Source organism: Pediococcus sp. M21F004, from assembly GCF_051122535.1.
GTDB classification, from domain to species: Bacteria; Bacillota; Bacilli; order Lactobacillales; family Lactobacillaceae; genus Pediococcus; species Pediococcus inopinatus.
The window spans coordinates 1,111,524-1,137,087 of record NZ_CP177314.1 but is presented as its reverse complement, the minus strand read 5'-3'; the positions used below and the strand labels follow the sequence as shown (position 1 = coordinate 1,137,087).

22 protein-coding genes, 1 tRNA gene and 1 other annotated feature are annotated in these 25,564 nt (G+C 38.8%); of the genes, 18 read left to right on the top strand and 5 right to left on the bottom strand.

The window, feature by feature from the left end; translation table 11 throughout:
• Positions 1 to 147: 147 nt before the first annotated feature.
• The 6 genes from ACLHK8_RS05965 to ACLHK8_RS05940 all read left to right on the top strand — a co-directional run bounded on the left by ACLHK8_RS05965 (position 148) and on the right by ACLHK8_RS05940 (position 8,194).
• Entirely contained in the window at positions 148 to 1,575 is a 1,428-nt protein-coding gene (locus ACLHK8_RS05965; protein WP_057775614.1) for an ISNCY family transposase, read from the top strand.
• Positions 1,576 to 1,807: 232 nt separating this feature from the next.
• Positions 1,808 to 3,736: a BglG family transcription antiterminator gene (locus ACLHK8_RS05960; protein WP_082854798.1), complete on the top strand. Its 1,929-nt coding sequence runs from the start codon at positions 1,808 to 1,810 to the stop codon at positions 3,734 to 3,736.
• Positions 3,729 to 4,187, top strand: a complete 459-nt coding sequence (locus ACLHK8_RS05955; RefSeq protein ID WP_063696545.1) for a PTS sugar transporter subunit IIA — start codon at positions 3,729 to 3,731, stop codon at positions 4,185 to 4,187. The genes ACLHK8_RS05960 and ACLHK8_RS05955 overlap by 8 nt, the downstream gene beginning before the upstream one ends.
• A 12-nt stretch (positions 4,188 to 4,199) precedes the next feature.
• Positions 4,200 to 4,514, top strand: a complete 315-nt coding sequence (locus ACLHK8_RS05950; RefSeq protein WP_063696547.1) for a PTS fructose transporter subunit IIB — start codon at positions 4,200 to 4,202, stop codon at positions 4,512 to 4,514.
• A gap of 20 nt (positions 4,515 to 4,534) precedes the next feature.
• Entirely contained in the window at positions 4,535 to 5,578 is a 1,044-nt protein-coding gene (locus ACLHK8_RS05945; RefSeq protein ID WP_063696549.1) for a PTS fructose transporter subunit IIC, read from the top strand.
• Positions 5,579 to 5,581: 3 nt separating this feature from the next.
• On the top strand, positions 5,582 to 8,194 hold the full coding sequence (locus ACLHK8_RS05940; RefSeq protein WP_063696551.1) for an alpha-mannosidase: 2,613 nt from the start codon (positions 5,582 to 5,584) through the stop codon (positions 8,192 to 8,194).
• A 241-nt stretch (positions 8,195 to 8,435) separates the two neighbouring features.
• Here ACLHK8_RS05940 and ACLHK8_RS05935 read toward each other — a convergent pair.
• A tRNA-Thr gene (locus ACLHK8_RS05935) sits at positions 8,436 to 8,508 on the bottom strand.
• Positions 8,509 to 8,855: 347 nt separating this feature from the next.
• Positions 8,856 to 9,032: a binding site (T-box leader), on the top strand.
• 71 nt (positions 9,033 to 9,103) lie between these two features.
• Between ACLHK8_RS05935 and trpS the strand changes: the two genes are divergently transcribed.
• From trpS to ACLHK8_RS05910, 5 genes are all read left to right on the top strand, one after another.
• The gene (gene trpS, locus ACLHK8_RS05930; RefSeq protein ID WP_057774035.1) at positions 9,104 to 10,123 is read left to right on the top strand and encodes a tryptophan--tRNA ligase; all 1,020 of its coding nucleotides are present in this window, start codon (positions 9,104 to 9,106) and stop codon (positions 10,121 to 10,123) included.
• A gap of 722 nt (positions 10,124 to 10,845) precedes the next feature.
• Positions 10,846 to 11,766, top strand: coding sequence for a Ppx/GppA family phosphatase (locus ACLHK8_RS05925; RefSeq protein WP_057774033.1), 921 nt, complete (start codon positions 10,846 to 10,848; stop codon positions 11,764 to 11,766).
• 100 nt (positions 11,767 to 11,866) lie between these two features.
• Positions 11,867 to 13,132, top strand: coding sequence for a hydroxymethylglutaryl-CoA reductase, degradative (locus ACLHK8_RS05920; RefSeq protein ID WP_063696553.1), 1,266 nt, complete (start codon positions 11,867 to 11,869; stop codon positions 13,130 to 13,132).
• Positions 13,125 to 14,081 carry a hypothetical protein gene (locus ACLHK8_RS05915; RefSeq protein ID WP_057774029.1) on the top strand — a complete coding sequence of 319 codons (957 nt, stop codon included), beginning with the start codon at positions 13,125 to 13,127 and terminating at the stop codon, positions 14,079 to 14,081. Before ACLHK8_RS05920 ends, ACLHK8_RS05915 begins: the two co-directional genes overlap by 8 nt.
• Positions 14,082 to 14,187: 106 nt before the next feature.
• Positions 14,188 to 14,511 carry a hypothetical protein gene (locus ACLHK8_RS05910; RefSeq protein WP_105782155.1) on the top strand — a complete coding sequence of 108 codons (324 nt, stop codon included), beginning with the start codon at positions 14,188 to 14,190 and terminating at the stop codon, positions 14,509 to 14,511.
• 48 nt (positions 14,512 to 14,559) lie between these two features.
• Here the strand turns inward: ACLHK8_RS05910 and ACLHK8_RS05905 are convergent, their stop codons facing one another.
• The 4 genes from ACLHK8_RS05905 to ACLHK8_RS05890 form a co-directional block, all read right to left on the bottom strand.
• Positions 14,560 to 15,438: a LysR family transcriptional regulator gene (locus ACLHK8_RS05905; RefSeq protein WP_057774025.1), complete on the bottom strand. Its 879-nt coding sequence runs from the start codon at positions 15,436 to 15,438 to the stop codon at positions 14,560 to 14,562.
• Positions 15,439 to 15,481: 43 nt separating this feature from the next.
• Positions 15,482 to 15,886: a hypothetical protein gene (locus tag ACLHK8_RS05900; RefSeq protein ID WP_063696558.1), complete on the bottom strand. Its 405-nt coding sequence runs from the start codon at positions 15,884 to 15,886 to the stop codon at positions 15,482 to 15,484.
• 23 nt (positions 15,887 to 15,909) lie between these two features.
• A complete protein-coding gene (locus tag ACLHK8_RS05895; RefSeq protein WP_057774021.1) occupies positions 15,910 to 16,095 on the bottom strand; it encodes a type II toxin-antitoxin system HicA family toxin in 186 nt (61 codons plus the stop codon).
• A gap of 219 nt (positions 16,096 to 16,314) precedes the next feature.
• Positions 16,315 to 16,503, bottom strand: coding sequence for a PspC domain-containing protein (locus ACLHK8_RS05890; RefSeq protein ID WP_057774019.1), 189 nt, complete (start codon positions 16,501 to 16,503; stop codon positions 16,315 to 16,317).
• Between the two features lie 259 nt (positions 16,504 to 16,762).
• Here ACLHK8_RS05890 and ACLHK8_RS05885 point away from each other — a divergent pair, with 259 nt between their 5' ends.
• The 7 genes from ACLHK8_RS05885 to rsmA all read left to right on the top strand — a co-directional run bounded on the left by ACLHK8_RS05885 (position 16,763) and on the right by rsmA (position 25,258).
• Positions 16,763 to 18,391 (top strand): malolactic enzyme, encoded by a 1,629-nt coding sequence (locus ACLHK8_RS05885; RefSeq protein WP_057774015.1) that lies wholly within the window; start codon positions 16,763 to 16,765, stop codon positions 18,389 to 18,391.
• A 123-nt stretch (positions 18,392 to 18,514) separates the two neighbouring features.
• Entirely contained in the window at positions 18,515 to 19,480 is a 966-nt protein-coding gene (locus ACLHK8_RS05880) for an AEC family transporter (protein ID WP_057774013.1), read from the top strand.
• A gap of 474 nt (positions 19,481 to 19,954) precedes the next feature.
• Complete coding sequence (locus ACLHK8_RS05875) at positions 19,955 to 20,803, top strand: DUF72 domain-containing protein (RefSeq protein WP_063696563.1); 849 nt, start codon at positions 19,955 to 19,957, stop codon at positions 20,801 to 20,803.
• Between the two features lie 114 nt (positions 20,804 to 20,917).
• The gene (gene metG, locus ACLHK8_RS05870) at positions 20,918 to 22,948 is read left to right on the top strand and encodes a methionine--tRNA ligase (protein ID WP_057774008.1); all 2,031 of its coding nucleotides are present in this window, start codon (positions 20,918 to 20,920) and stop codon (positions 22,946 to 22,948) included.
• Between the two features lie 99 nt (positions 22,949 to 23,047).
• Positions 23,048 to 23,833, top strand: coding sequence for a TatD family hydrolase (locus ACLHK8_RS05865; protein ID WP_063696565.1), 786 nt, complete (start codon positions 23,048 to 23,050; stop codon positions 23,831 to 23,833).
• Positions 23,820 to 24,371, top strand: a complete 552-nt coding sequence (rnmV, locus tag ACLHK8_RS05860; RefSeq protein ID WP_063696568.1) for a ribonuclease M5 — start codon at positions 23,820 to 23,822, stop codon at positions 24,369 to 24,371. The genes ACLHK8_RS05865 and rnmV overlap by 14 nt, the downstream gene beginning before the upstream one ends.
• A gap of 14 nt (positions 24,372 to 24,385) precedes the next feature.
• Positions 24,386 to 25,258: a 16S rRNA (adenine(1518)-N(6)/adenine(1519)-N(6))-dimethyltransferase RsmA gene (gene rsmA, locus ACLHK8_RS05855; protein ID WP_057774003.1), complete on the top strand. Its 873-nt coding sequence runs from the start codon at positions 24,386 to 24,388 to the stop codon at positions 25,256 to 25,258.
• The last annotated feature ends 306 nt before the right edge of the window (positions 25,259 to 25,564 follow it).

Below are 25,564 nucleotides of genomic sequence, written 5' to 3'. Positions count from 1 at the left end.
GCCGTTTGGGTGGGGAAGTCAAGCGAAGCGAACGAAACGAATCATAAATTGTTGTTCGCCAGTGATAATGTCTTAACTAATTGGTCAGCAAAAATGTCTCGCAAATATGTTTCACCTCCGGCAAAATAGTTAATGGAGGTGGACAACATGAGAAAGGTTGTTTTAACAGTGAAAGAAGACCACAAATATCAAGTAATTCAGCAAGTAGTTAATGAACGAAAGAATCGTTGTCGAGCTAGTATTGAATTAAATCTATCATTACGACAAATTGATCGATTAATAATCAAATATCGAACTAAGGGTAAATCTAGCTTTGTGCATGGCAATACTGGCAAAAAGCCACAGAATAAGATCTCAACCAAACAAATCAATCGAATTATTAAGCTGTATGAAACTGATTACCAAGGCTTCAATATTTCCCATTTCTATGAGTTTTTATTAAGTAGAGAAGGTATTCAAGTTTCTGAATCAACTTTACGACGAATACTTAGAACCCATCGGGTTCTGTCACCCAAAGCTCATCACAATACCAAAAGACAAATACGCAAAGAATTAAAGCTCAAGGAACAACGGCAGGCTTTGTCTAAACGTGACGAAAAGACCTTACAAGTTGTTGAACCAGTGGAAGCAATAAAGGCTCATCCGTCACGCGCTAGGAAAAAATTTGCCGGTGAACTTATTCAGATGGATGCCTCGGTTGAGCTCTGGTTCGGCAATACAAAGACTTATCTACATGCCGCGATTGATGATTATAGTGGTGCGATTGTTGGCGCCTACTTTGATACCGAAGAAACGTTAAATGCTTATTATCAAGTTATGGCTCAAATATTGACTTCTTTTGGAATCCCGTACGAGATTTTAACAGACCGAAGAACGGTTTTTAACTCAAACAAAAAAGCAGATTCTCCAACGAAGGAAAACCCACTCACTCAATTCGGTTATGCGTGTAAGTCACTGGGAACCAAACTCTCAGTGACTAGCATACCGCAAACCAAAGGCAGAATTGAACGCCTTTTTGAAACACTACAAAGCCGACTTTTAAATGAACTTAAACTAGCAAATACAACGACAATTGAGCAAGCTAACGACTTCCTCAACCCATTTGTAAAAGAATTCAATCAAAAGTTTGCTTTACCTATTAAAATTAACACGAGTGGCTTTGACAAACAACTTACATCTTCAGAAATTGATCAGATTTTAATCACAACTCGAGAGCGCTCAATTTCATCTGGTCACACTGTCAAATTAAATAATCAGGAATATCAATTATTTGAATCAGATAAGCTAGTTTGTTTAAAACCACGAACTAAGGTCTTAATCGTTAAAACTTTAACTGGTAAGCTTTACGCTACTACAGATGCAGATCAAATATTTGATTTACATCCGCTTGCAGATCATGACTTAGTTTCGCCAGCTTTCGAGGTTATTATTGAAAAACCATCTAATATGGCCCCAAAGAACAAGAAGCCCAAGGCTTCTATGAACCACCCATGGAGGAGAGCCAATTATCGCGACTATTTGCGTACAATTGGGTATTCCGAAAAAGGAGCAAATCATATGGCATATGAGATTTAAATTTGACAAGGATGTTCAATGATTATTGAGACATTTTTCCTTACCGATTGACAGCGAAGCGAACGAAACGAATCATAAATATAAAGCGGCTGGTATTTGATTCGGTGAAAAAAGGTTAATCATTAATTATTGAAAGGATGTGTAAAAAGTACACTTTCTTAAGTATACTTTAGAGTATATTCCAATTGCAGTATTCATTATACAATGTAACCGTATTCAGGAGGTGGATGTATTGCAAGAATCAATTCAAGACTTAACTGATCAGGAAGTCGAAATAGTGAAGTTGATTCTAAATTTCGGAGTCATTCATTATTCTGATATTTCTAAGCATATTGGAAGATCCAGGAAGACTATCTCGAAATACTTGGACAACATTCAAGACGTTATTCAGATATATGACGTTAAATTAACTCGAAAGAGAAATGTGGGAATCTATTTTGAGGGTAGTACTAGTGGATTACAAAATGCAATGCAAAGTGGAACCTATTCAAGTACAAAGAGTAATAGTGATGAACGTGTGATTTCAATATTGTCCAGATTATTATTATCAGGAAAACCACAAACAATTCAAGATTTAGCAGATAGTGCCTTTGTTAGCCGGAGCACCTTGGAAAAAGATTTTAAACAAGTGAAAAGGATGTTAGCAAAATTTGGTGCAACTATTACTACAAATCATGAAGGAATGATAGTCGAGGCAACTGAAAATTCTAAAAGAAAGTTAATGTCACAATTACTTACGATGTATTGGGGTGAAACAGCTTATTCAGAAGATAAAAAGGGGGAAATGCATCGGCAAATAGATATTCCTAGCGCAATGAAGCCATTTTTTAGTAAGGCTACTTTTGATAATGTTTTAAAATCGTTGAAAGAGTTCGAAAAGCAAAGCGCAATACATTTTACAGATTATGAGTTTCAGTCATTAGCAATTCATTTAGTAGTTTCAATCGAACGAATTCGTAAAGACAAAACGCTTACTGAAAATGGACCAGAAGTTACGCTAGAAGCAGACACAAAGAAACTCGTATCAATTTTGGAAAGTAATTTTAAATTCTCTATTCCTATAGATGAATGTCAATATATAAATATTCATATATTAGCGGCTGAAGGGCAGCCAATTGGTAATGATAAATTAAAAAAGGCAAGTTCTCCTATACAGAAAAATAATATTCATGAGTTTTTAGTCGAGAGTTTGGCTAATTATGATGAGATTTTGCTTCGTGGATTAACAGTACATTTGGCTTCAGGATTAAAAAGATTATCACTTGGGTTAAGCCTGTATAATCCATACACTGCAGATATAAAAACATTTTTTCCGTTTGCGTTTAACACCGCAATGGACTTAGGGACAAAGATTGAGAATACATTTGGCATTAAATTGAACGATGATGAGATTGCCTTTATGGCACTTCATATAGAGGCGTTTATTGAGCGAAAAAAGGATGTAGTTGATGCGGTAGTTGTATGTAGCACAGGGTTAGGAACGGCCCGGTTATTAGAGCAGCGATTGCGTGAATTCTTTTCTGATACCATTCATATTAGCCGCATAACTTCAATTCAAGACTTGATTAAAAAGCCAATCAGCGAGGATTTAGTTATTAGCACGATTAATATAGAAATTCCAGATAAGCCTGTGGTTGTCGTTTCTCCGTTTTTAGATGAGAAGTCTACTGGTAGAATTCGAAAAATCAGTAATCAAGTTCTATCTGAAAGGCAAGATTCAAATAGTTTTGGTAAATTACTTTCAAAAAAATTAATCTTTATTAATCATGGAACTGAAACCAAGCAAGCTGTTATTAACAAAATTGGCAATGAATTAGTAAAACAAGGATTTGGTCAAAAAGGGATCAGCTTGGCGGCGATGAAGCGAGAAAAGATGGCAAGCACAGCAATGAATAATATTGCTATGCCGCATGCTCCTATTGAATTTGTGATCCATCCATGTATTGCTGTGTATGTAAATTTGGATGGAATTTCATGGGGAGATAACCAAGTAAATATCGTTTTTTTCTTAGCCATGAATAGAGAAATACAGCCAGAAATTGAACAAATTTATAAGCACTTTAATAGTGTGTTGGAAAATAAAAGGCTTATAAAAAAACTTGTTAATAGCAAAAGGGAAAATGAAATTTTGAATTTATTGAGGGGTGATCTAATTGAGTGAACAACTGAGTGACTTTATTTCAGATAAGAATATCGTGATGAATTTGCATGCAAAGACGAGAGAGGAAGCAATTAAAAAGCTAGCTGTTATTTTGCAAAAAAATGGAAACGTTTCCGACTCCGAAGACTTTTATGCAGATGTTTTAAAAAGAGAAGGAATGACAACTACTGGGATTGGTAAAAACATTGCAATTCCACATGGACAAAGTAAATCAGTTATTTCATCCACAATGATTTTTGCAAAAAATGATCAAGAATTAGAATGGAATTCATTGGATGGAAGCAAGGTAAATATAATTTTTTTGATGGCAATTCCACCTGATGACCAAGGAGATGAGCATCTCAGGATGTTAGCAAAACTTTCGGGAAAATTAATGGATGATGATTTTGTGGATGCAATAAAGACCGCAGGTTCATCTGAACAGATATTAAAAATTTTAAAACAACAATAGGAGGAAATTATTATGGCAAAAAAAATTGTAGCCGTTACAGCATGTATTGCAGGGATTGCACATACCTACATGGCAGCGGAAAATTTAAAAAAATATGCAAAAAAAGAGGGATACGAGATTAAGGTTGAAACTCAAGGTGCAATGGGACTTGAAAACCGGCTTTCTTCATCGGAGATTAAGGATGCTGACGTCGTAATCTTTGCTGTTGATACAACTGTTCAAGAACCAGATCGGTTTGAAGGCAAACAGATTTATAAAGTTGGAACATCTCAGGTTGTTAAAGATGGTAAAGCTGCTATTGATAGTGCAATTTCACAAGTTGAATAAGATAGGATGAGGTGAATATCATGAGTTGGAAAAAATTTGGTAAAGAATTAGCAAACCATTTCCAAACTGGCGTTTCGTATATGATACCGTTAGTCACTGCGGCAGGTTTGTTAACATCAATTGCTGTTATCTTTGGTGGGCAAGATGTTTGGAATCAAACAAGTAATATTTGGGGAAACTTAAGACTTTTAGGACAAACTGGATTAGGTTTTATTCCGCCAATTATTGCAGCATATATCTCTTTTTCTATTGCTGATCGTCCAGGGCTAGCCCCGGCATTTATTGTGGGACTTGTTGCAGCACAAATGGGAACAGGATTTTTAGGTGGTATGTTAGTTGGACTGCTAGTCGGATATTTGGTTCAGTGGTTAAAGAAGATTCCAATGCCAGCAAATTTGATGTCTGTTAAATCTTTAATTCTGATTCCCTTTTTAGCTACTCTGATAGTTGGATTAATTCTAATATATATTGTTGGAGATCCAATTAAAGCAATGACAGTTGGTTTAACTGCTTGGCTAAAAGGTATGAGTGGCGGTAACGCGGTCTTTGTAGCTGCTATTCTAGGTGCTATGATGGCCGTAGATATGGGAGGCCCTATTAACAAAATTGCTTATGCATTTGGGATGGCCGCCTTCACTTCAGGAGGTTATCAAGCAAGTACCGCAATGCTTATGGCAATTGGTATTCCACCACTAGGTATGTTTGTTGCTACTTTACTAGGCGGAAAACGATTATACAGTGATCAAGAGATTGAAAGCGGCCGATCTGCTTTAGTAATGGGAATTGTTGGTATTACTGAAGGAACAATTCCATTCGCGGTAGCTGATCCAGTTCGGGTAATTCCAAGTATTATCGTAGGAACAACGGCTGGATGTGCTATCAATGCATTCTTTGGAACAATTCAAAAAACTGCATTGTCGACAGTTATGGCGATTCCATTTTCCTCCAATGCCTTGCTATATACACTTGCTATTTTAATTGGTGTCATAATTGAAGCACTACTTGTTAATTTCTTGAAACGATTTACAAGACATAATGGAAGTATTGAAGGAGAGGAAGGTTAGTTCATGACTAAAGCGTATATCGTCAATCACACTCACTGGGATCGAGAATGGTATTTTACGACTGCTGATGCTTTGACCTTAAGTGAACAGCTATTCACCGAAGTATTGGATGAATTAGACAAAAATAAGGATGCTAACTTTTGTTTAGACGGGCAAACTTCTGTAGTTGATGAATATGTAGAAATACATCCAGAAGCAAAAAAACGTATTAAAAAGCTTGTGTCTGAAGGACGCTTATTCGTTGGGCCATGGTACACACAAACGGATGCATTAATTCCAGATGCGGAGGCAATTGTTCGAAACTTAGTAATTGGAATAAACGATACGAAACGGAATTATGGGAATCCGATGATGGTTGGATATTTACCTGACACTTTTGGATTCAATGCTCAGATGCCCACGTTGTTGCAACAAGTTGGGATAGATAATTTCGTGTTTTGGAGAGGAACAAATTTCCGTCTACAAATGAATTCAGTTTATTTCAAATGGCAAGGATTGTCTGGCAAAGAAGTCTATGCAGCAAATTTTCCTTTTGGTTATTTTACTGCACAAATCACGACAGAATCTAAGCGTAAATTAGAACAGTTTGTGAAAGAGCGTTATGACCCTGCTGCAGAGTTTGAAGCAGTCCATCACAATAATAACGAAGTATTGATGCCTTCTGGTATTGATCAAATGAACATTGTGAAAAACATGTCTGATACTGTAGATGATTTAAATAAAATTAGTAAGGTTAAAACAGAAATCGGTACTTACCCTGATTTTATTGACAAGCTTCGTAAACGTGATAATTTGCCAAATTATCAAGGAGAACTTCGTTTGCCAACGTATTCTCGTGTACATCGGACAATTGGGTCAGTACGTCACAGAAATAAAATACAAAACTTTGATTTAGAACAAAAAATTCTACGCAGAATTGAACCACTTGTAGTAATCGCTAAAAAAAATGGGATTAATATTGGGAACGGACTTTTGATTAAGCTTTGGAAAAAATTGCTAGAGTGTCAAGCACATGATACCATCGGTGGAAGTGTGTCAGATAATGTTGCAGTTGATATCAATCATAGATTTAAAGAAGCAAATGAAATTGCTGATGGAATTGAAAATATGATTGAAAAAAAATTAGCAGAATATCTGAATCTTGGGGACCATGATGTTTTAATTTTTAATACAGACCCAAGTGAATTTCACGGCAACAAGGAAATTAATATTGTAACAAGCTCCAAAAATATTAGTTTTATCGGGATGAAGAATCCAATGATTCTGGAGAGCAACCATTTTCCGGCGCGTCATCATATCTTAATGATGACACCTAAAGGACAAGAATATACAGATGAACCGGAGTATTTTCAGTTGAAGATACAAGGCAAGGTAGATTTGCCAGGTCTTGGATATAAAGTCATTCATTTTACTGATGCAAAAAAATCTATCCCAGAATTGGGCAATGCTAATAATACCAATAACAGCATTGAAAAGAATGGGCATAAAATTGAATTTGTGAATGGCGTTGTTAATCTTATAATTAATGGAATTAAAATTCCCGATATTGTTCGTTTGGTCGACTCTGCAAATGATGGTGATACGTATGATTATTCTCCATTGAAAAATGACCAAGAAAAGGAATTAACATTCAATAATTCTTTTGTAAATAGTGTAGATGATGATCCTTACGAGCTAGTCGTAAGTGGCTCGAGCAGGCTTCCACTGAAACTTACGGATAGAGAAAAAACTGATCCTGCTTATGGCTTTGTGGACTATAAAATTCATTTCACTTTTTTAAGTGATGGTATGCTGAATGCTAAGTTGATTATAGACAATCGAGTTTATTCCCATAGATTAAGACTTCAAATTAAATCAACTATCCACACTCAAGATGCAATCGCTCATATACAGGATGGATTTGTAAAAACTACTAATCATGTTATTAATAAAGATTGGGAAAAAGAATTTGTCGAGAAACCAGTCAACATCTATAATTTTGATAAAACGGTCACAATTACGGATGGCGGGAAATATTTAACATTCTTTGGTAAAGGACTTAAAGAATATGAATTTAAGGACGACAAGCTCTTTATTACGTTAATGGCAACTACTAGTCAGTTAGGAAAGAGAAATCTCGCGTGGCGGCCAGGACGAGCCTCAGGTGATACTACTAATCAAGGTCATGTAATGATGGCAACGCCAATGGCTGAAGAACTTGGCTTAAATGAATTTGAGTTCGGAATTGTGTTTGATGATAAAACATTTTCTGAACAGAAAATTAGTGAACAGACGAGAAATTGGTTGTCACAATCTATTTCATATCAGACACAAAAACTAAATTATTTTATTAATCGTTTAGATAATAAAATTTGGGAAACTGAAAATAATCCGCAGATTTCAGATTCTTATTCGTTATTAAATTTGGATAAAAGTTTAATTGTTTCAGCGATTTATCCATCATATCAGGAGCAAGATAGTTACATTATGCGAATTCAAAATCCAACTAACAAAGTAATGAAATTGCCTGATGATTTAGTTGAAGAAGCTGAATTTGTTAATGCTCTAGAGGAAACTGTAGACCGTAAAACATTTATTGGAACTTATGATATGATTTCTTTAAAGTTAAAGTACTAATCGAATTATTTAAGTTATAGAAAAATCGGATTAAACAAAGTAGCGAGTAGATTCTTGTTTTTAAGAATCTACTCGCTACTTTAATACTGCTTGGTGATTGGCGAAGGCACGGACTATTCCAGATAATTGTTATTTAGTTAAAGTATCAAATTTGTGAAGAGAGTCTGACAATAAATAGATTTGTATGAAGCAGTCCATAAAAAAAGTCATCCCAACTAATTAGTTAGAATGACTTTCGTAATGCTTGTTGCCGGTCTCGAACCAGCGACCTCATCATTACTAGTGATGTGCTCTGCCAACTGAGCTAAACAAGCTATTACATTAGTTAGTTTACTATATTCAAGTTTTTAGAGCAAGTAAATTATTTTATTAGAAATTTTGTACTAGGTTTTGAAATTCGAAAAAAAGCGCCATATATCGCATTATAGATACTTTTAGGCATGGATATTATTAGTCTTTGTGGCCATTAATTCTTCCCGAATACTAAAATAGGTGCCTACTGATTCAAAGCAAATTATGCAATGGGTTGGAGGTGTGCTTTTTGTTATTTTCGTAAGTTCGTTATAACTCCTATTTATGAAACTGGCAAAAGATGCTGTTAAATAAGTATGCGTTAAGTTTTAACTTGCCCGTATCCGCAAAGACAGGTACAATTACTGTGATAAGTTCAATGAAGAAATGAAGTAGTTTTTCACTAACAGAGAGAAATCAAATGCTGAAAGATTTCGAAAAACGAAGTGGGTTTTGGAGAACTAAAGCGACGGGGCACCGTTAACTGCATTGAGTGGCAGAGAAATTTCTGCAAATTAGGTGGCACCACGGTGAATTCGTCCTATTGCTAGGTTAACTAGTGATGGGATTTTTTTGTAAGTAAAAATTAGTTATTTAATAGGAAGAAGGATTATTAAAATGGCAGAAAAACACATTATTTTAACGGGTGATCGTCCTACAGGTAAGCTCCATATTGGACATTATGTTGGGTCGTTGAAAAATCGCGTGGAGTTACAAAACAGTGGTAACTATGAGAGTTACATCATGATCGCTGATATGCAGGCGTTAACTGATAATGCGCGTGATCCAGAAAAAATTCGTAACAGTCTGATCCAAGTGGCATTGGACTATTTAGCAGTTGGGATCGATCCTGAAAAGTCGACTATTTTAGTGCAGTCTCAAATTCCAGCATTGAGTGATTTAACTGAAATTTATTTGAATTTGGTGACCGTTTCGCGTTTGGAACGCAATCCGACTGTTAAATCTGAAATTAAACAGAAAAAATTTGGTGAAAGTGTGCCAGCGGGATTCTTTATTTACCCAGTGAGTCAGGCAGCTGATATTACAGCATTTGGTGCGGATACGGTGCCAGTTGGAGACGATCAGGAACCAATGCTGGAACAAACACGCGAGATTGTGCGAAGTTTCAATAATATTTATGGCAAGCCAATTTTAGTGGAACCTAAAGGCTATTTCCCACCAAAGGGATTGGGAAGAATTCCTGGTTTGGATGGAAACGCCAAGATGAGTAAATCATTGAATAACGCAATTTATTTGTCGGATGATGAAGATACAATTCAAAAGAAAGTGATGTCGATGTTTACGGATCCAACCCATATTAAGGTGTCGGATCCGGGTCATGTCGAAGGTAACACGGTGTTCACTTATTTGGATATCTTTGATGAAGATAAGGCTAAAGTTGCGGATTTGAAGGATCAGTATCAGGCCGGTGGACTTGGTGATGTCAAAATTAAGCGGTATTTAAATGAAGTTTTGCAGGCAACTTTGAAACCAATACGAGAAAGAAGAGAGCAGTATGCGCAGGATATTCCGGGCGTGTATGATATTTTGAAGCAGGGTAGTGAAAAGGCAAACCGTGTGGCCAATAAAACGTTGGATGAAGTGCGGGATGCAATGGGAATTAATTATTTTAAGTAGTGAGTGAGACAAGTCGTTAAAAAGGACGGAACTAAGTGTGCTGGATGCGGGATCGCAATCCCGCGGGAAGCATACTTAGTTCCGTCCTTTTGACTTGTCGAGCTGTCCTAAGTCTCAGCGGAGAGTTGCAGAAAACTGTCCTGGATGCGAGTTCTTGCGGCTGAACTTTGCCACAAGAATCGACAGCGACCGGAATAAGAAAGATTTTCGATTCGAAAATCAACCTATGAAATGGAGCAGCGCGGGATCGCAATCCCGCGGGAAGCATACTTAGTTCCGTCCTTTTGACTTGTCGAGCTGTCCTAAAAGAGTGAGTGAAATAAACTGCTAAAAAGATTCCATATAGGCGCGCCGTAAGCGGGAGAAATCCCGCAGTAGGGGTGCTTATATGGGAACTTTTGGTTTATTGAACTGTCCTAAAAGAGTGAGTGAAATAAACCGTTAAAAAGATTCCATATAAGTGCGCCGTAAGCGGGAGAAATCCCGCAGTAGGGGTGCTTATATGGGATGTTTTGGTTTATTGAACTGTCCTAGTTCTCAGCAATAGCACCCACACGACCATCAAACGTTCAAGCCTCTAGGAATTAAAGACAAAGCAAACCAAAATTTTTTATGATGCAAATTATCCCAGCCTACCTCAGAACGCGCATTTCCTGCTAAAAACATGTTAAAATAAATACAATTAAATTGACGGGATGAATCAAAAAATTGAGGCGTGTAAAATGGAGAACTTAGTAATTGTGGATTTGGGTTCAAATTCAGTACGTATGGCAATTAATGAAATCCGCGATGACGGAAGTTTTCATGAAGTCCGGAGAATCAAGGAAGACTCACGAATTTCTGAAGGGATGGGCAGTAATAAGGTTTTACAGCCGATCGCCATGGAGCGTACTATAGCAGCCTTAAAACGGTTTAAACATATTTATAATAACTACCCTAAACGGACGGTGCGTGGCATTGCAACGGCAGCAGTTCGTGTGGCTAAAAATCAAGCCGAATTTTTAAAACGGGTGCAAGATGAGGTAGGCATTGAACTAGACGTCTTATCTGGCAACGACGAAGCTTACTATGATTATTTGGGTGTGATGAATTCACTAGAAATTAAGGACTGTTTGATCCTTGACACTGGTGGTGCCAGCTGTGAATTGATCCATGTACAAAATGGCAAACCACGCAACTTAATTAGTGTGCCGTTTGGAGCGGTGAGCCTTTCAGAACGGTTCCACTTAAACAATGTGGTTCGCGCAGATCGGTTATTTGCCGCCCAAAATTTTGTAAACAAACAGTTTCGTGATATTTGGTGGATTATGGATGCCTTACAATTACCAATCATCCTGCTTGGCGGGGCCAATCGAACGTTGGCACGCATGAATCGCCAACATCAAGGGATGGCGCGGGTGGATAATATTCATGGGTATCGTTTAAAAACGGAAGTTGTCAATAAAACCTTCAGAGCACTCCTATCTAGAAATTTAGCCAATCGGAAAAAGATGCCGGGACTGGAAACACCACGGGCAGACATTATCATTGGGGGAATTTTACCCTTAGTGATGCTTTTACAGATGCTGGATGCGGATCGGGTAATTTTTTCGGAAAGCGGTGTGCGTGAGGGGATTATCTCAGAATATGTGCATCACCGTTAAAAAATATTTTGCATAAATAAGAAAATCCAGAAATCTTTTTTCTACTATTATAATTAGAATAGATTTACTGGGCTTTTTTAAATTGAGGGGTCGTGACTCGATGAATTTAAATCATTTCTATAAACAAAAATATGCGGGTCGGTTGGCAATCCTGCAGGCACAACTAGGTTTAGATGAACAGGATCTTGAACTAATTGCCAGGAGCCGGACAATAAAAGGCGATCAGATTATTGAAAACTATTTGACGGATTTCTCTATTCCTGAAGGGGTAGCCGTTAATTTTTTGATTAATGGTCAAGAAAAGGTTGTCCCGATGGTTACAGAGGAGCCTTCGGTGGTTGCCGCCGCCAGTCACGGGGCCAAAATGACCCTTGCTGGTGGAGGAATTCAGGTTCAGGTAACGGAGCGGTTGATGATGGGACAAGTTCTAATGGCCAAAGTTCCCGATTCTGATCAGCTGGTTTCCCAATTGACCCAACATGAAACTGAGATTTTAAAAACGGCTAATGATGCGCACCCCTCAATTGTCAAACGGGGTGGTGGCGCTAAAAAAATGCGCATCCGGAAATTAACTCACCAGTTTGTTTCACTTGATATCTTTATTGATACGAAAGAGGCTATGGGCGCCAACATGATTAATTCCATGCTGGAGGCAGTGGTCACTTATTTGCAAAGTGATTTACAGCAAAATAGTTTGATGGCGGTTTTAAGTAATTTATCCGACGAATGTCTTGCAACAGCTACTTGTCAGATTCCAGTAACCAGTTTGACTACTAATCAGTTAAGCGGGAAAACAGTGGCGGATCGCATTGCCCTGGCTAGTTTAGCAGCTCAAGTAGATCCGTATCGAGCCGCGACCCATAACAAAGGAATTATGAATGGTGTCGATGCAGTCGTGATGGCAACGGGCAACGATTGGCGTAGTATGGAAAGTGGGACGCATGCCTACGCATCCAAAAATGGGCAGTATCAAGGCCTGAGTGATTGGCAAGTTGTTGATGACAACCTGGTTGGAAAACTAACATTGCCGATGCCAGTCGGATTTGTTGGTGGGTCGATTAAGATTAATCCCCAGGCGCAATTGGCGCATAAACTCTTACAGATTAATTCTGTAAAAGAACTAGAAGAAGTAATTGTCAGTGTTGGATTGGCGCAAAATTTGGCGGCTTTAAATGCGTTAGTTTCTGAAGGAATTCAACGGGGCCATATGCATTTGCAGGCAAAATCCCTTTTATTAGGTGTGGGAGCTACCAACGCCGAATTAACGCAGGCCCAACTGGCACTCGAAAAAGTACCGGTGATGGACGTACGCGCGGCAAAACAGGTGTTAAAAAAGTTACGAAATGAAGGAGAAATTAATGAGTAATGAACAGCTTAACGCTGAGGTAACAAAGCTATTTGAACAGATTAATGAAATGATTCCAGAAGAATTGGTTGTGCAATATGGCAATCAAAAGTCTGGCTATGTCCGTTATGATCAATCGTATCAAACAGCGGAAAATGGGCAGCTGATTATTCACGTGCAGGATGTCACAGCGCCGAATTATACAGTTTCACATGAACTTTTGCACAAATTAATGGAAGTTAAAAAGTTTCCGCAAATTCAATTTCGTTTAACTAGTGGTAATCGGGAATTTGATGAGCAATTAATGATTATCACGACTGCGCTATATGATGCGGTGCTCCATTTGAATATTTATGAGTGGCAACGAAAACATGGCTTGCTAACCGAAGAGGTTCAAGCAGATTATTTGGAAGGCATTGTCCAGACCATCACGCCGGAGAAGGCCGGCAAACTTGATCCGATGATGCATTTGCGGTTGATGACAGTTTTGGATGCCCTTGTGTTTTACGGTGACGACTTTGATAAAGTGACTGATCAGTTTAAACGTGATTATCCAGTCACTTTAGCAGCAGCTGAAAAACTCTATCAGTTAATTACGGAAAAACCGGTTGATTCGCCGTTTGCAGTAAGAAGGACAATTGTGGCGCTGTTTGCGGAATTTGATAATGTGTTGAAAGAGCTCGGATTGCCAACTCTAGGAAGTAGCGAGTTTGTCACTTTAGAAAGTGTATTGAGCGAGCGCCAATTACGTTTGGAGGTCCGCCAACTTTTCCAGATTTCTCATTCCGAAATTCAAGATGCGGTGACTAAGAAACGGGCGTACATTGGCCTCGGGGTTCATGATCAACAAAATGCGTTTGTCCTTCCCATGCCTCCTAAGAGTCAAACGGAAGAATATTTCAAGACGTTGTACGGTTTATCAGTAAGAGAGTTGTTTGAGAAATTACAAATTCCATATCTAGTGCGTTAGCCAATTTGATGAAAATCAATTGGTTTACCTGGTGGCCTTTTTAGCTTAAAATATAGATATACTCGAAGATAGTAAATGAAGTCTCATAGTGAAGGGAAGCCAAACCGTGAAGCGTCAAGACGTTTTCCAACAACTTATTAAATTAAAAAATCGCATGCAAGGGTTAATTTTTGTTCAGTTAGCGCTTGATTTTATCATGATGTACACATTTATAAGAACGGTATTGAGTGGCGACACAGTTTCCCTATTTGGAAAAATAATGCCACAAGATAACGCCATGGCCATCACCTTTTTAATTGCGGTGATTGATTTGTGTTTTACCCAGATTCGCAAAAACTATCGCAAAATGGGTCGGACGTTGATTGGCCATTTGGGTGGTCAACTATCAGAAGACGAAATTATGGTCATTCGCCAATTTGAAAGATATTAAAATAAATGAGCCGCTTATTCAGTTTTTGAATAAGCAGCTCATTTTTATTTATTCTTCAATATTCAAACAAATGTCCACCACTTTTTGTTGCACGGGGGAGAGAATATGATTTGTTCGATAGGCTAAACTCATAAAAAATTCCGGTTGTGGATCATCTAGTAGATCTAATTGCACGACATCAGGATTAGTAACGGCTGATTTAGCTAAGAAACTAATTCCAACGTTGTTTGCCACCATCCCTTGAATGACCTGGGGATCCTCACTTTGATAAGTGATCTTGGGTCGAAAATGGTTCGCATGACTTAATTGTTTAAGCGCCTCAGAATGGACAAAACTACTACCAAACATAATAAAGTCTAGCTTCTGAAGATCACGAAACCACACTCCGGATTGTTGTGCCAAAGGATTATCCTTGCTAACAATAATTTTAAAGGTGGTTGTCGCAAAGGTTTGGCTGAATAAGCGTCCAGAATCAAAAGGCTGAATGGAGCCCACTAACGCCATATCAAGAGTGCCATTTAAAAGCAGTTTTAGTAATTCCGCAGATCCTTGTTCAATTGGCACAATTTGCGCAAGTAAGTTTTGTTTGGCAAGCTCAGTCGCAATTTGTGGAAAGTAGGACTGACTAATGACGGGCGGCAAACCAAGCACGATTTTGCCGTTGTTGATATTTTTGATTTCGTTTTGAGCAACATTAACCTGATCTAGGATAATGCGAGAGTGTTCAGCCAATTGTTGACCGCTCAAAGTAGTTGTCAGCCGGTGTTTACTCGCATCGCGCACAAATAATTGGGTATTGAGCTCAGTTTCGAGTCGTTTGATGGCGGTACTAATTGTCGGTTGGCTGACTTTAAATTTGGTGGCCACGCGGGAAAAATTATGTTCCTCAAACATGGCCTGAAAATATTCTAGATCTTTAATGTTCATTGGCTGCCTCAATCTGGTTAATTTTAGAATCGAATGGTTCCTTTTAAACCCCTAGTTTTTCCTTCAACGCAATGGTCATGGTCTCCGAAAAATTAATATCTTGTTCGCGACCCAATTCATTTAGATAGCTGGGGATAGTGATTGTCTTTTTGACTGTTCGATTATCTGATAATTTTCGATACTTAGCTAAGTCAATATCAACATAAGTCACCACTGTATTTGCGGGATGTTCAATGTCAAAGCTTGGTTCAGGAATGGAGAGACCAGCATCTTGCCTAGCCAATCCTTCTTCTGATAAAGCATCACGAGCCATTTCAATTGCTTCTGATAGGGTTGTGCCACTTGTGTCGCTATTAAAATCCACGATATGTACCAAATAAAGGTCAGGTTTATCGTGACTGATAATGACTGGATAGGCTGCTCTTAAATTTTGATGTTTTTTTTGCATGATCTATTTCCTTTCTAAATAACTTAATCAAAGCTTTGTTTTATATGATTTCTTTTAAGAATTTTGTGTGCTAAATTCTCTGGAATTTCTCTATGGCGTTCGATGGGTTCTGTTTTTGATCCTTTGGCGTAGACGTCGTGGTTAGCACCGTGACGAATCAATTGCCACCCATCATTTTTAAGTTTGTTGATTAAGTCTCTTCTTTTCATGACTATTCTCCAACAGCAAAAGTATACCATATTACACGTGTAAAACTAGTTTAAAAGTTCGTTTAAATCGGGTGATATGATGTGCGTCAAAATAATATACGCAATAATGCTGTAGGAAAACTAGCTATTTGATTAATTCAGTTATAGAAAGGTAAATATTAAAATAACTGTGCTATTGGCTAAGTTATGGTTCAGCTTCTAGTACAGTTTTATAATTACCTATTTACTTTTCTCTGGCATTACCCAAGCGGCTACAAGGTACAAAATGATACAGGGGATAAATCCAGGAATTGAGATTGCGGCGTAGATGACACGGAGTAAGGCTTTATCGACGCCAAGGTATTCAGCAAAGCCGCCAATTACGCCAGCAAACATTTTATCTGATGATTTGGTTAATTTCTTATCCATAATTATTCCTCTTTTCCGTTATTTATAAATCACATCCACATTTACAAACTTTTTCTATATTTTTATTATAACTTTTTGGACTATTAAAACCCACCAAAAAGCGTTCAAAATAAAGGGTGACGTAAACCCAGGCGGATACCCGGTTTGTCTGACTGCTTATTAATTTACTTAATGGAATCTTAAACATTTGACTATAGTTTTCTAGCGCGCGTATACTTGCGCTGTTGATTAGGAAAATAAGTATTTGGAGGTTATTAATATGACAAAAAGTCCAGTAGAAATTTTAAACGATCCATTTTTAAACAAAGGGACAGCTTTTACAGCAAAAGAACGTCAATCACTTGGTTTAGTTGGTTTACTACCACCGTACATCCAAACTTTAGACGAACAAGCTGCCCAAACTTATGCGCAGGTCGAATCAAAAACAACAAGTTTAGAAAAGCGAATTTTCTTGATGGAAATTTTCAACGAAAACCGTGTGTTATTCTACAAGTTGTTTAGCCAACACGTCGTTGAATTCATGCCAATTGTGTATGACCCAACGATTGCAGACACAATTGAAAACTACAGTGAGTTATATGTTCAATCACAAAACGCAACGTTCTTATCAATTGATGATCCAGACAGCATGAAAGAATCTTTGAAGAATGCTGCTGACGGTCGTGATATTCGTTTGATCGTTGTTACAGATGCTGAAGGAATCTTGGGTATCGGTGACTGGGGCACAAACGGTGTGGACATTTCAGTTGGAAAATTAATGGTTTACACGGCCGCTGCTGGAATTGATCCTAGCCAAGTCATGCCAGTTGTTTTGGATACTGGTACAAACAACCAAGATTTGTTGAAGGATCCAATGTATCTTGGCAATCGTCACGAACGGGTAACCGGCGATCGTTACTACAAATTTGTTGATCAATTTGTAAAGACTGCTGAAGATCTTTTCCCAAAGCTTTATCTACATTTTGAAGATTTTGGTCGCGACAACGCCGCAAATATCTTGAACACTTACAAAGATCAGATCACCACATTCAATGATGATATTCAAGGAACTGGAATTATTGTTTTAGCAGGAATTTTGGGTGCTTTAAACGTTTCTAAACAAAAAATGACTGATCAAGTTTATCTCTCATTTGGTGCTGGAACTGCTGGTGCCGGAATCACAAAACGAATTTACGATGAATTCTTACAACAAGGTTTATCTGAAGAAGAAGCTCGTAAACACTTCTACATGGTGGACAAGCAAGGTTTGCTGTTTGATGATGACAAGACTTTGACACCAGAACAAAAGCCATTTGCCCGTTCACGTTCTGAGTTTGCTAATGCTGATGAATTAACTAGTTTGGAAGCAGCCGTAAAGGCCATTCACCCAACTATTTTAGTAGGAACTTCTACGCAACCAGATACATTCACAGAATCAATCGTGAAGGAAATGTCAGCTCATACTGAACGTCCAATCATCTTCCCATTATCAAACCCAACTAAATTAGCAGAAGCTAAGGCAGAGGACTTGATCAAATGGTCTGATGGTAAAGCTTTAGTAGCAACCGGTATCCCAGCTGATGACGTTGAATACAATGGCGTAACTTACCAAATCGGTCAGGCTAATAATGCGTTAGTTTACCCAGGTTTAGGTTTAGGGGTGATTGCTTCAACTGCCAAGGTTTTGAATGATGAAATGATTTCAAAGGCTGCTCATTCATTAGGTGGAATTGTGGATGGCGACAAAGCTGGTGCAGCAGTATTGCCTCCAGTTTCAAAGCTTGACCAATTCTCATACACTGTGGCTAAAGCTGTCGCACAGAGTGCAGTAGACCAGAAATTAAATAAGGAACCTATTTCAGATGTTGATAAAGCAATCAAAGATATGAAGTGGGAACCAAAATACTAGAGTGTTTCAAAAGGCCAATGCTAGTGCCTTTTTAAACAAGTTTGCGCTAAATAGTAAAAAGCGTAATTAAAATAAGCAAGCATTACTAAAAAATAAAAGAGTTTAACTGGAGGAAGGTTTATCATGGCTTTTATAACTTCTGTTGAGAGTATTGTGACAATCCTGTTGATGATGGCGTTAGGTTATGTGCTGCGCCGCATTGGCTGGTTTGATGATAACTTTAGTGGCAGTATTTCCAAATTAATTATGAATGTTGCGTTGCCAGCATCAATTTTTGTGGCGATTATGAAATATCTAACGTTACCAAAATTGATCAGTCTATCTAGTGGGTTAATTTACTCATTCGGTGGGGTCATCATTGGCTACATCATTGCATGGCTAGCAGTCAAAGTTCTTCGTGTTCGACCAGGTCGACGGGGAATCTTTATGAATACGGTTGTTAATGCAAACACGATTTTTATCGGATTGCCATTAAATATTGCGTTGTTTGGTTCCATAAGTTTGCCTTACTTCTTGGTTTACTATGTAACCAACACCGTTTCAACGTGGGCATTTGGGGTGTTCTTAATCTCAAACGATGACCCAACGAAGAAAAAGGGCGAAAAGGGTTCCGGTAACTTTAACTGGAAGAAACTTCTACCCCCACCATTGTTAGGTTTCTTGGTTGCCTTAGTTTGGTTAATCTTGAACCTACCAGTTCCAGCTTGGGCCAACAATACGTTGACATACGTTGGTAACTTGGTTACACCACTTTCCTTAATTTATATTGGGATCGTGTTGGCAGATGCCGGCTTAAAGAGTATCAATTTTGATAAGGATACCATTTTTGCTTTGCTGGGCCGATTTGCATTATCACCAATTGTGATCACATTGTTGATTATGTTAGGTGCCAAAATGGGTTACGCAATTCCAAAAATGGAAATGCAGACCTTGATTGTCCAAGCTGCTGCTCCTGCGTTAGCTGTAATGCCAATTTTGGCTAATGAATCGCATGGTGACGTGAAGTTTGCAACCAACTTGGTCACGACAAGTACAATTCTCTTTATTGTGGTTGTCCCAATTGTTATGAGCTTAATTCAATTTGTATAATCACTAAATAGTTTATCAAGACGAGCAGTCGTTTTGGTAAACTATTTTTTGCTAGCACAAAGTATATGAGTTAAAATAAGCTTGTGAGACAAGTGATCAACAATTGTGACGCCAAAGGCCTTAACTACTGGACATAGTTAAGGCCTTTTTTACACTTATGTAACGTTTTTAGATCAGCTTTGGCTAAGACCAAAACTAAGCGGGCGGGTTGATGTTGCCTAGTCTTCACTTTTATCGTGTCTATTCAACCAAAAGACAAATAAAGAGTTTAAAATCGCTACTAAAAGCGACATGAGAGAAGCAAGAAACAATTGTGACACCTCCAACCCATTGCCTGATTTGCTTTGAAGTAGTAGGCAATTATTTCAGTATCCAGAAAACAAACTAAAATCTTACAGAAATATTTGGCTAATGTTTGCGTAGAAAAACTGTGATAGACTAGGCGTAAATAAACGATAAATTGAGGCAAGAGAATTGATTACAATTGGATTAACAACATGGGCAGATCATCCTTCACTAATTGAAAATGAAGATCGTAAGGTGACGTTGACAGAATATGCCGGCTTTTTTCCTGTGGTCGAGGTGGACACATCGTTTTACGGGATTCCTAGACTAACGACCGTTGAAAATTGGCAAAAATCCGTTCCAGAAAAGTTTCAATTTATTTTGAAAGCTAATCAAATTATGACTCTACATGATGGCGTCAATGCGGATGAGTATTTAAATGATGAACACCGCCTAGCAATTACGGAGTTTCGTAAAATGGTCCGGCCTTTAGTTGAGGCTAAACAACTTAAAACAATCTTATTTCAGTTTCCACCCTATTTTAATTGTGAAACAGCCAACATCAGATATTTATGGGACATTCGTGAGTTGATGGGTGACCTACCAATTTCCGTGGAGTTTCGTAATCAGAGTTGGTATGATCCGGCGGTTCAAGAGGAAACGATGCTGTATCTTAAAAAGTTGCGCATGAGTCATGTGAGTGTGGATGAACCAAGTTCGGTGCCAAATGGGGTGCCGTTAGTTAGCACCGTGACCAATTCTCAATTAGCTGTTTTACGATTACACGGGCAAAATGCAGAAGGTTGGGCACAAAAAGGGCCGAACTGGCGTAAAACACGGACTTTGTATCGCTACTCGGAAGAAGAGCTACAAAGTTTTGCGAAGCTTGTGAAACAGATGCAGGAAAAATCGGAAGAAGTGTGCATTATTTTTAATAATAATAGTGGGCATGATGCTGCTGAAAATGCCCTGCGTTTAAAAGAAATTTTGAATATTAGTTTTGATGGATTAGGTCCGTTACAGCTTGGTCTGTTTTAAGTGATAAATCAGAATGAAACAGGCTTTGCCAAGCGGTTCTTTGTGATATACTTAAAGTTAAAATAATTCAAATATAAAATTAAATTTTTTGTGAAACTAGGAAGGAAATCTCATATGGCAGATAAATCCACATACTATATAACAACTCCCATTTATTATCCATCGGGAAAATTACACATTGGTAATTCATATACGACCATCGCTTGTGACGCGGAGGCTCGTTTTCAGCGTCTAGAAGGTAAAGATGTTTTCTTCCTTACAGGAACTGATGAACATGGCTTGAAAATTGAACAAAAGGCTGAGGAACTTGGCACCACGCCTAAGGCTTATGTTGATGGCATGGCTGACGGCATCAAAAAGCTTTGGAAATTATTGGATATTTCAAACACGAAGTTTATCCGTACTACAGATGACTATCATGAAAAAGCCGTTCAAGAAATCTTCCAAAAATTGGAAGATAGTGGCGATATTTATTTGGGCGAATACGAAGGTTGGTACTCAGTTTCAGATGAAGAGTATTTTACGGAAACCCAATTAGCCGAAGTTTATCATGATGCAGACGGCAATGTGACCGGCGGAAAAGCTCCATCAGGGCATGAAGTTCAAAAAGTTAAAGAAGAGTCTTACTTTTTCAAAATGAGTAAGTACGCAGATTGGTTATTGCAATATTACAAGGAACATCCTGATTTTATTCAGCCTGCAAGCCGAATGAATGAAATGATCAATAACTTTATCAAGCCTGGTTTGGAAGATCTCGCTGTTTCACGGACCACGTTCAATTGGGGAGTTAAAGTAAAGGATAATCCGAAACACGTGGTTTATGTTTGGATTGATGCGTTGACGAACTATATCACTGCTTTAGGTTATGGCAGCGCGGATCAAAGTAACTTTGATAAATACTGGCCAGCTGATGTGCATATGGTCGGTAAAGAAATTGTGCGTTTCCATACGATTTACTGGCCAATCTTATTACATGCGTTAGGCTTACCACTACCTAAGCACGTAGTTGGGCATGGCTGGTTATTGATGAAAGACGGCAAAATGTCGAAGTCAAAGGGAAACGTAATTTATCCAGAAACTTTGGTAGAACGCTACGGTCTAGATGCTTTGCGCTACTATTTATTAAAAGCAATGCCTTACGGAAACGACGGTGTGTTTACACCGGAAGACTTTATCGACAAAATTAACTATGATTTGGCCAATGATTTGGGAAACCTTTTGAACCGGACAGTGGCGATGATTAATAAGTATGAAGACGGCGTTATTCCACCTTTCAAAGCTGGAGTTACCGAATTTGACGAGGATCTTGAAAAAACGGCTGCCACAGTGGTTACCAACTATCGTGAATTAATGAATTCGTTGCACTTCTCTGACGCTCTTTCTGAAGTCTGGAAGTTAGTGAGTCGTTCTAATAAGTATATTGATGAGACAGCCCCATGGGTTCTAGCTAAGAGTGACGATGAAGCTGATCGCGCCAAATTGGCTAGTGTGATGAATCATTTGGCTGAAAGTTTGCGTTTATTGGCTCACCTGTTGCAACCAGTTTTGACTCAGGCGCCTGGCAAGATTTTGACACAGTTAGGTTTATCTGCTCAAACGGTTAACTTAGATGAACTTAAGTTTGGCACAATTCCTGCTGGTACTAAAGTGATTGCTAAAGGAACGCCAATCTTCCCCCGTTTGGATGCTAAAGAGGAAGTTGCCTTTATTAAGGCTCAGATGACAAAGACTGACAAGAAAAAGGGTCGTGCCGCAATGGAAGCTGCTAAAAAGGCTGCCCAGACTGCTGATGAACCTGAATTAAAGTCAGCTAAAAAATCAATTCGGATTGAAGCTTTTGACAAAATCGAGTTGAAAGTTGCTGAAATCAAGTCTGTTGATCATGTTGAAGGTGCCGACAAATTGCTTAAATTTAAGTTAGATGCTGGGGATGTTGGTGATCGCCAAATTCTTTCAGGAATTGCTGAATATTACCCAGATCCAAGTGTTTTAGTTGGCAAAAAAGTGTTAATTGTCGCTAACCTTAAACCACGTAAGATGCGTGGTGAGATTAGCCAAGGCATGCTGTTGTCAGCGGAACACGATGGCCATATTCAAGTGGTTGAAGTACCAAAATCACTTGTGAATGGTTCGGGTGTGGAATAAGAAGAATGCCTTTTGAGGCCGTTTTAGAATGATAAAATTAACTCAAGACCAAACGCGTTTATCTAGGTGTCTTGAGTTATTTTAGTAATTGGAGGAAACATGCAATTATTTGATTCACATACCCATTTAAATGATGCCGCATTTTTAGGCCAAGAAGCCAGTTACATTGACCATGCCCATAAATTAGGCGTTCAAAAAATGGCCATGGTTGGTTCAAATGCCAAACTAAATGCAGATGCGATTATGTTAGCTCATAAATACGCTGGATTATACGCGGTAGTCGGTTGGCATCCGGAAGATTCCATAAATTTTCATGAACCTCAAGTCGAAACCTTAAAAACCCAATTACAAGATCCGAAAGTGGTTGCGTTAGGTGAAATTGGCTTGGATTATTATGAAACGAAATCGCCACAAAAAATTCAGCGGCGTGTTTTTGAAGAACAGCTAGCGATTGCCAGTGAGCTCAATGTGCCAGTCGCCATTCATAATCGGGATGCGTTTGAAGATACGTATGCAATTTTAAAAAACGCGCATGTTGAAAACTTTGGTGGGGTGATGCATAGTTTTAATGGCTCGCCAGAATGGCTAGAAAAGTTTTTAAACCTTGGGATGCATATCTCATATAGTGGCGTGGCTAGTTTCAAATCTGCTAAGGATGTTCACGAGTCAGTGCAGGCAACGCCGCTAGATCGGATTATGGCCGAAACCGATGCCCCTTATTTAGCCCCGATGCCATTTCGCGGTAAACAAAATGAACCTGCATATACTGTTTATGTGGTGGAAGCTTTAGCGCGCTTGCGGGATGAAGATCCAGATGTGACTGGCAAAGCCACTTATGAAAATGCCAAACGATTTTATAGGATAATAGATGATGAAAAAAATTAAAGAAGTAATTGTAGTTGAAGGTAAAGATGATACAGTCCGCATCAACAAAGCTGTCAATGCGGATACGATTGAGACCCGGGGATCCGCTATTTCGGAGCAAACCATTGATCAAATACGTCGTTTGCAAGAAGAACGGGGCGTGATTGTGTTTACGGACCCAGATTTTTCTGGCGAAAAGATCCGTAAAACCATTTCAGCGGCGGTCCCTGATGTGAAACATGCCTTTTTGGCACGTCGGGATGCGGTGCCTAGTAAAAAGGGGAGTCTTGGCGTAGAACATGCGACGCCACAAGCTATTCGTGACGCATTGGATAAAGTATATACGGAAGTTTCTGATGCCCCTCAGACAATCACTCGTGCAGACCTGTTGGATGCTGATTTAATTGCTGGGCAAGATGCAAAGCAACGGCGCATGGAACTTTGTGAAATTTTGAATATTGGCTATGTAAATGGTAAACAGCTTTTGAAAAGATTACAGCTATTTCAAATTAGCGATGAAGATTTTCAGGATGCGGTTTCTAAATTGGGACAAGAGTAAAGAAGGGACAACAGATGACAGAAGAAATAGATATTGCCGATCCAATCCGAACACGAGGCATTTTAGAACGCTATGGATTAAATGCCAAGAAGAGTCTTGGACAAAATTTCTTGACCCGCCCTCAAATTTTAAAGGATATTGTGTCAGCCGCGGAAATTTCTGAAGCTGATGATGTTATTGAAGTCGGCCCAGGAATTGGGGCTTTGACCGAACAATTAGCTCGCCACGCCCATCATGTGCTGGCTTTTGAAATCGATGATAACCTGTTGAACGTTTTGGATGAAACTTTAGCACCCTATCAAAACATTACGATCATTAATGGTGATATTTTGCAGGTGGATCTACCAAAAGTTGTCTCAGAAGAATTAGATGGCAAACACACTCTAAAAGTGGTGGCTAATTTACCATATTACATTACGACGCCAATTTTAAAGGGCTTGTTACAGAGCCCCTTAACGTTGGATCAGATTGTGGTTATGATGCAAAAAGAGGTGGCGGATCGCTTGAATGCAGTGCCAGGAACGAAGGCATACGGTTCGTTGAGTGTGGCAGTGCAGCTAGAAATGAATGTAAATGTCGAATTTGAGGTGCCTAAGACGGCATTTGTGCCACAACCAAAGGTGGATTCGGCGATCGTGAAGCTGACCCATCGCGAACCAAGAGAGGTGCAACCTTATTCAAAGGATGCCTTTTTCAAGACGGTGCATGGGTGTTTTGCGCATCGGAGAAAGACTTTGTGGAATAACCTTGTGGGAATTTACGGCAAGGATGATGAGACAAAGGCTAAGCTAGAAGCGGTACTAGCAAAATTAGAAATCAAGCCGGGAGTGAGGCCGGAACGGTTGACGGTGGATGATTTTGTAAGGCTGACGAACGAATTAAAATAGTGAGTGAGACAAAATGGTAAGTGTAAAGAAATAGGCGTGTCTCCCGCGGGATCGCAATCCCGCGGGAGACACGCCTATTTCTTTACACTTATTTTGTCGAACTGTCCTAAAGCTCAGCGGAAAGCAAAAGGCGAAGACGTGACGGATGCGGGATTGCAATCCCGCGGGAGTCATGCTTATTTATCACCTTTTGCTTTGTCGAGCTGTCCTAAAACAGTGAACGAAACAAGTCGTTAAGAGTCAAAAAAATAAGAGAGGTGAAGGCGGGATCATATCCCGCTGCGAGTTTTTGCGGCTGAATTAGGC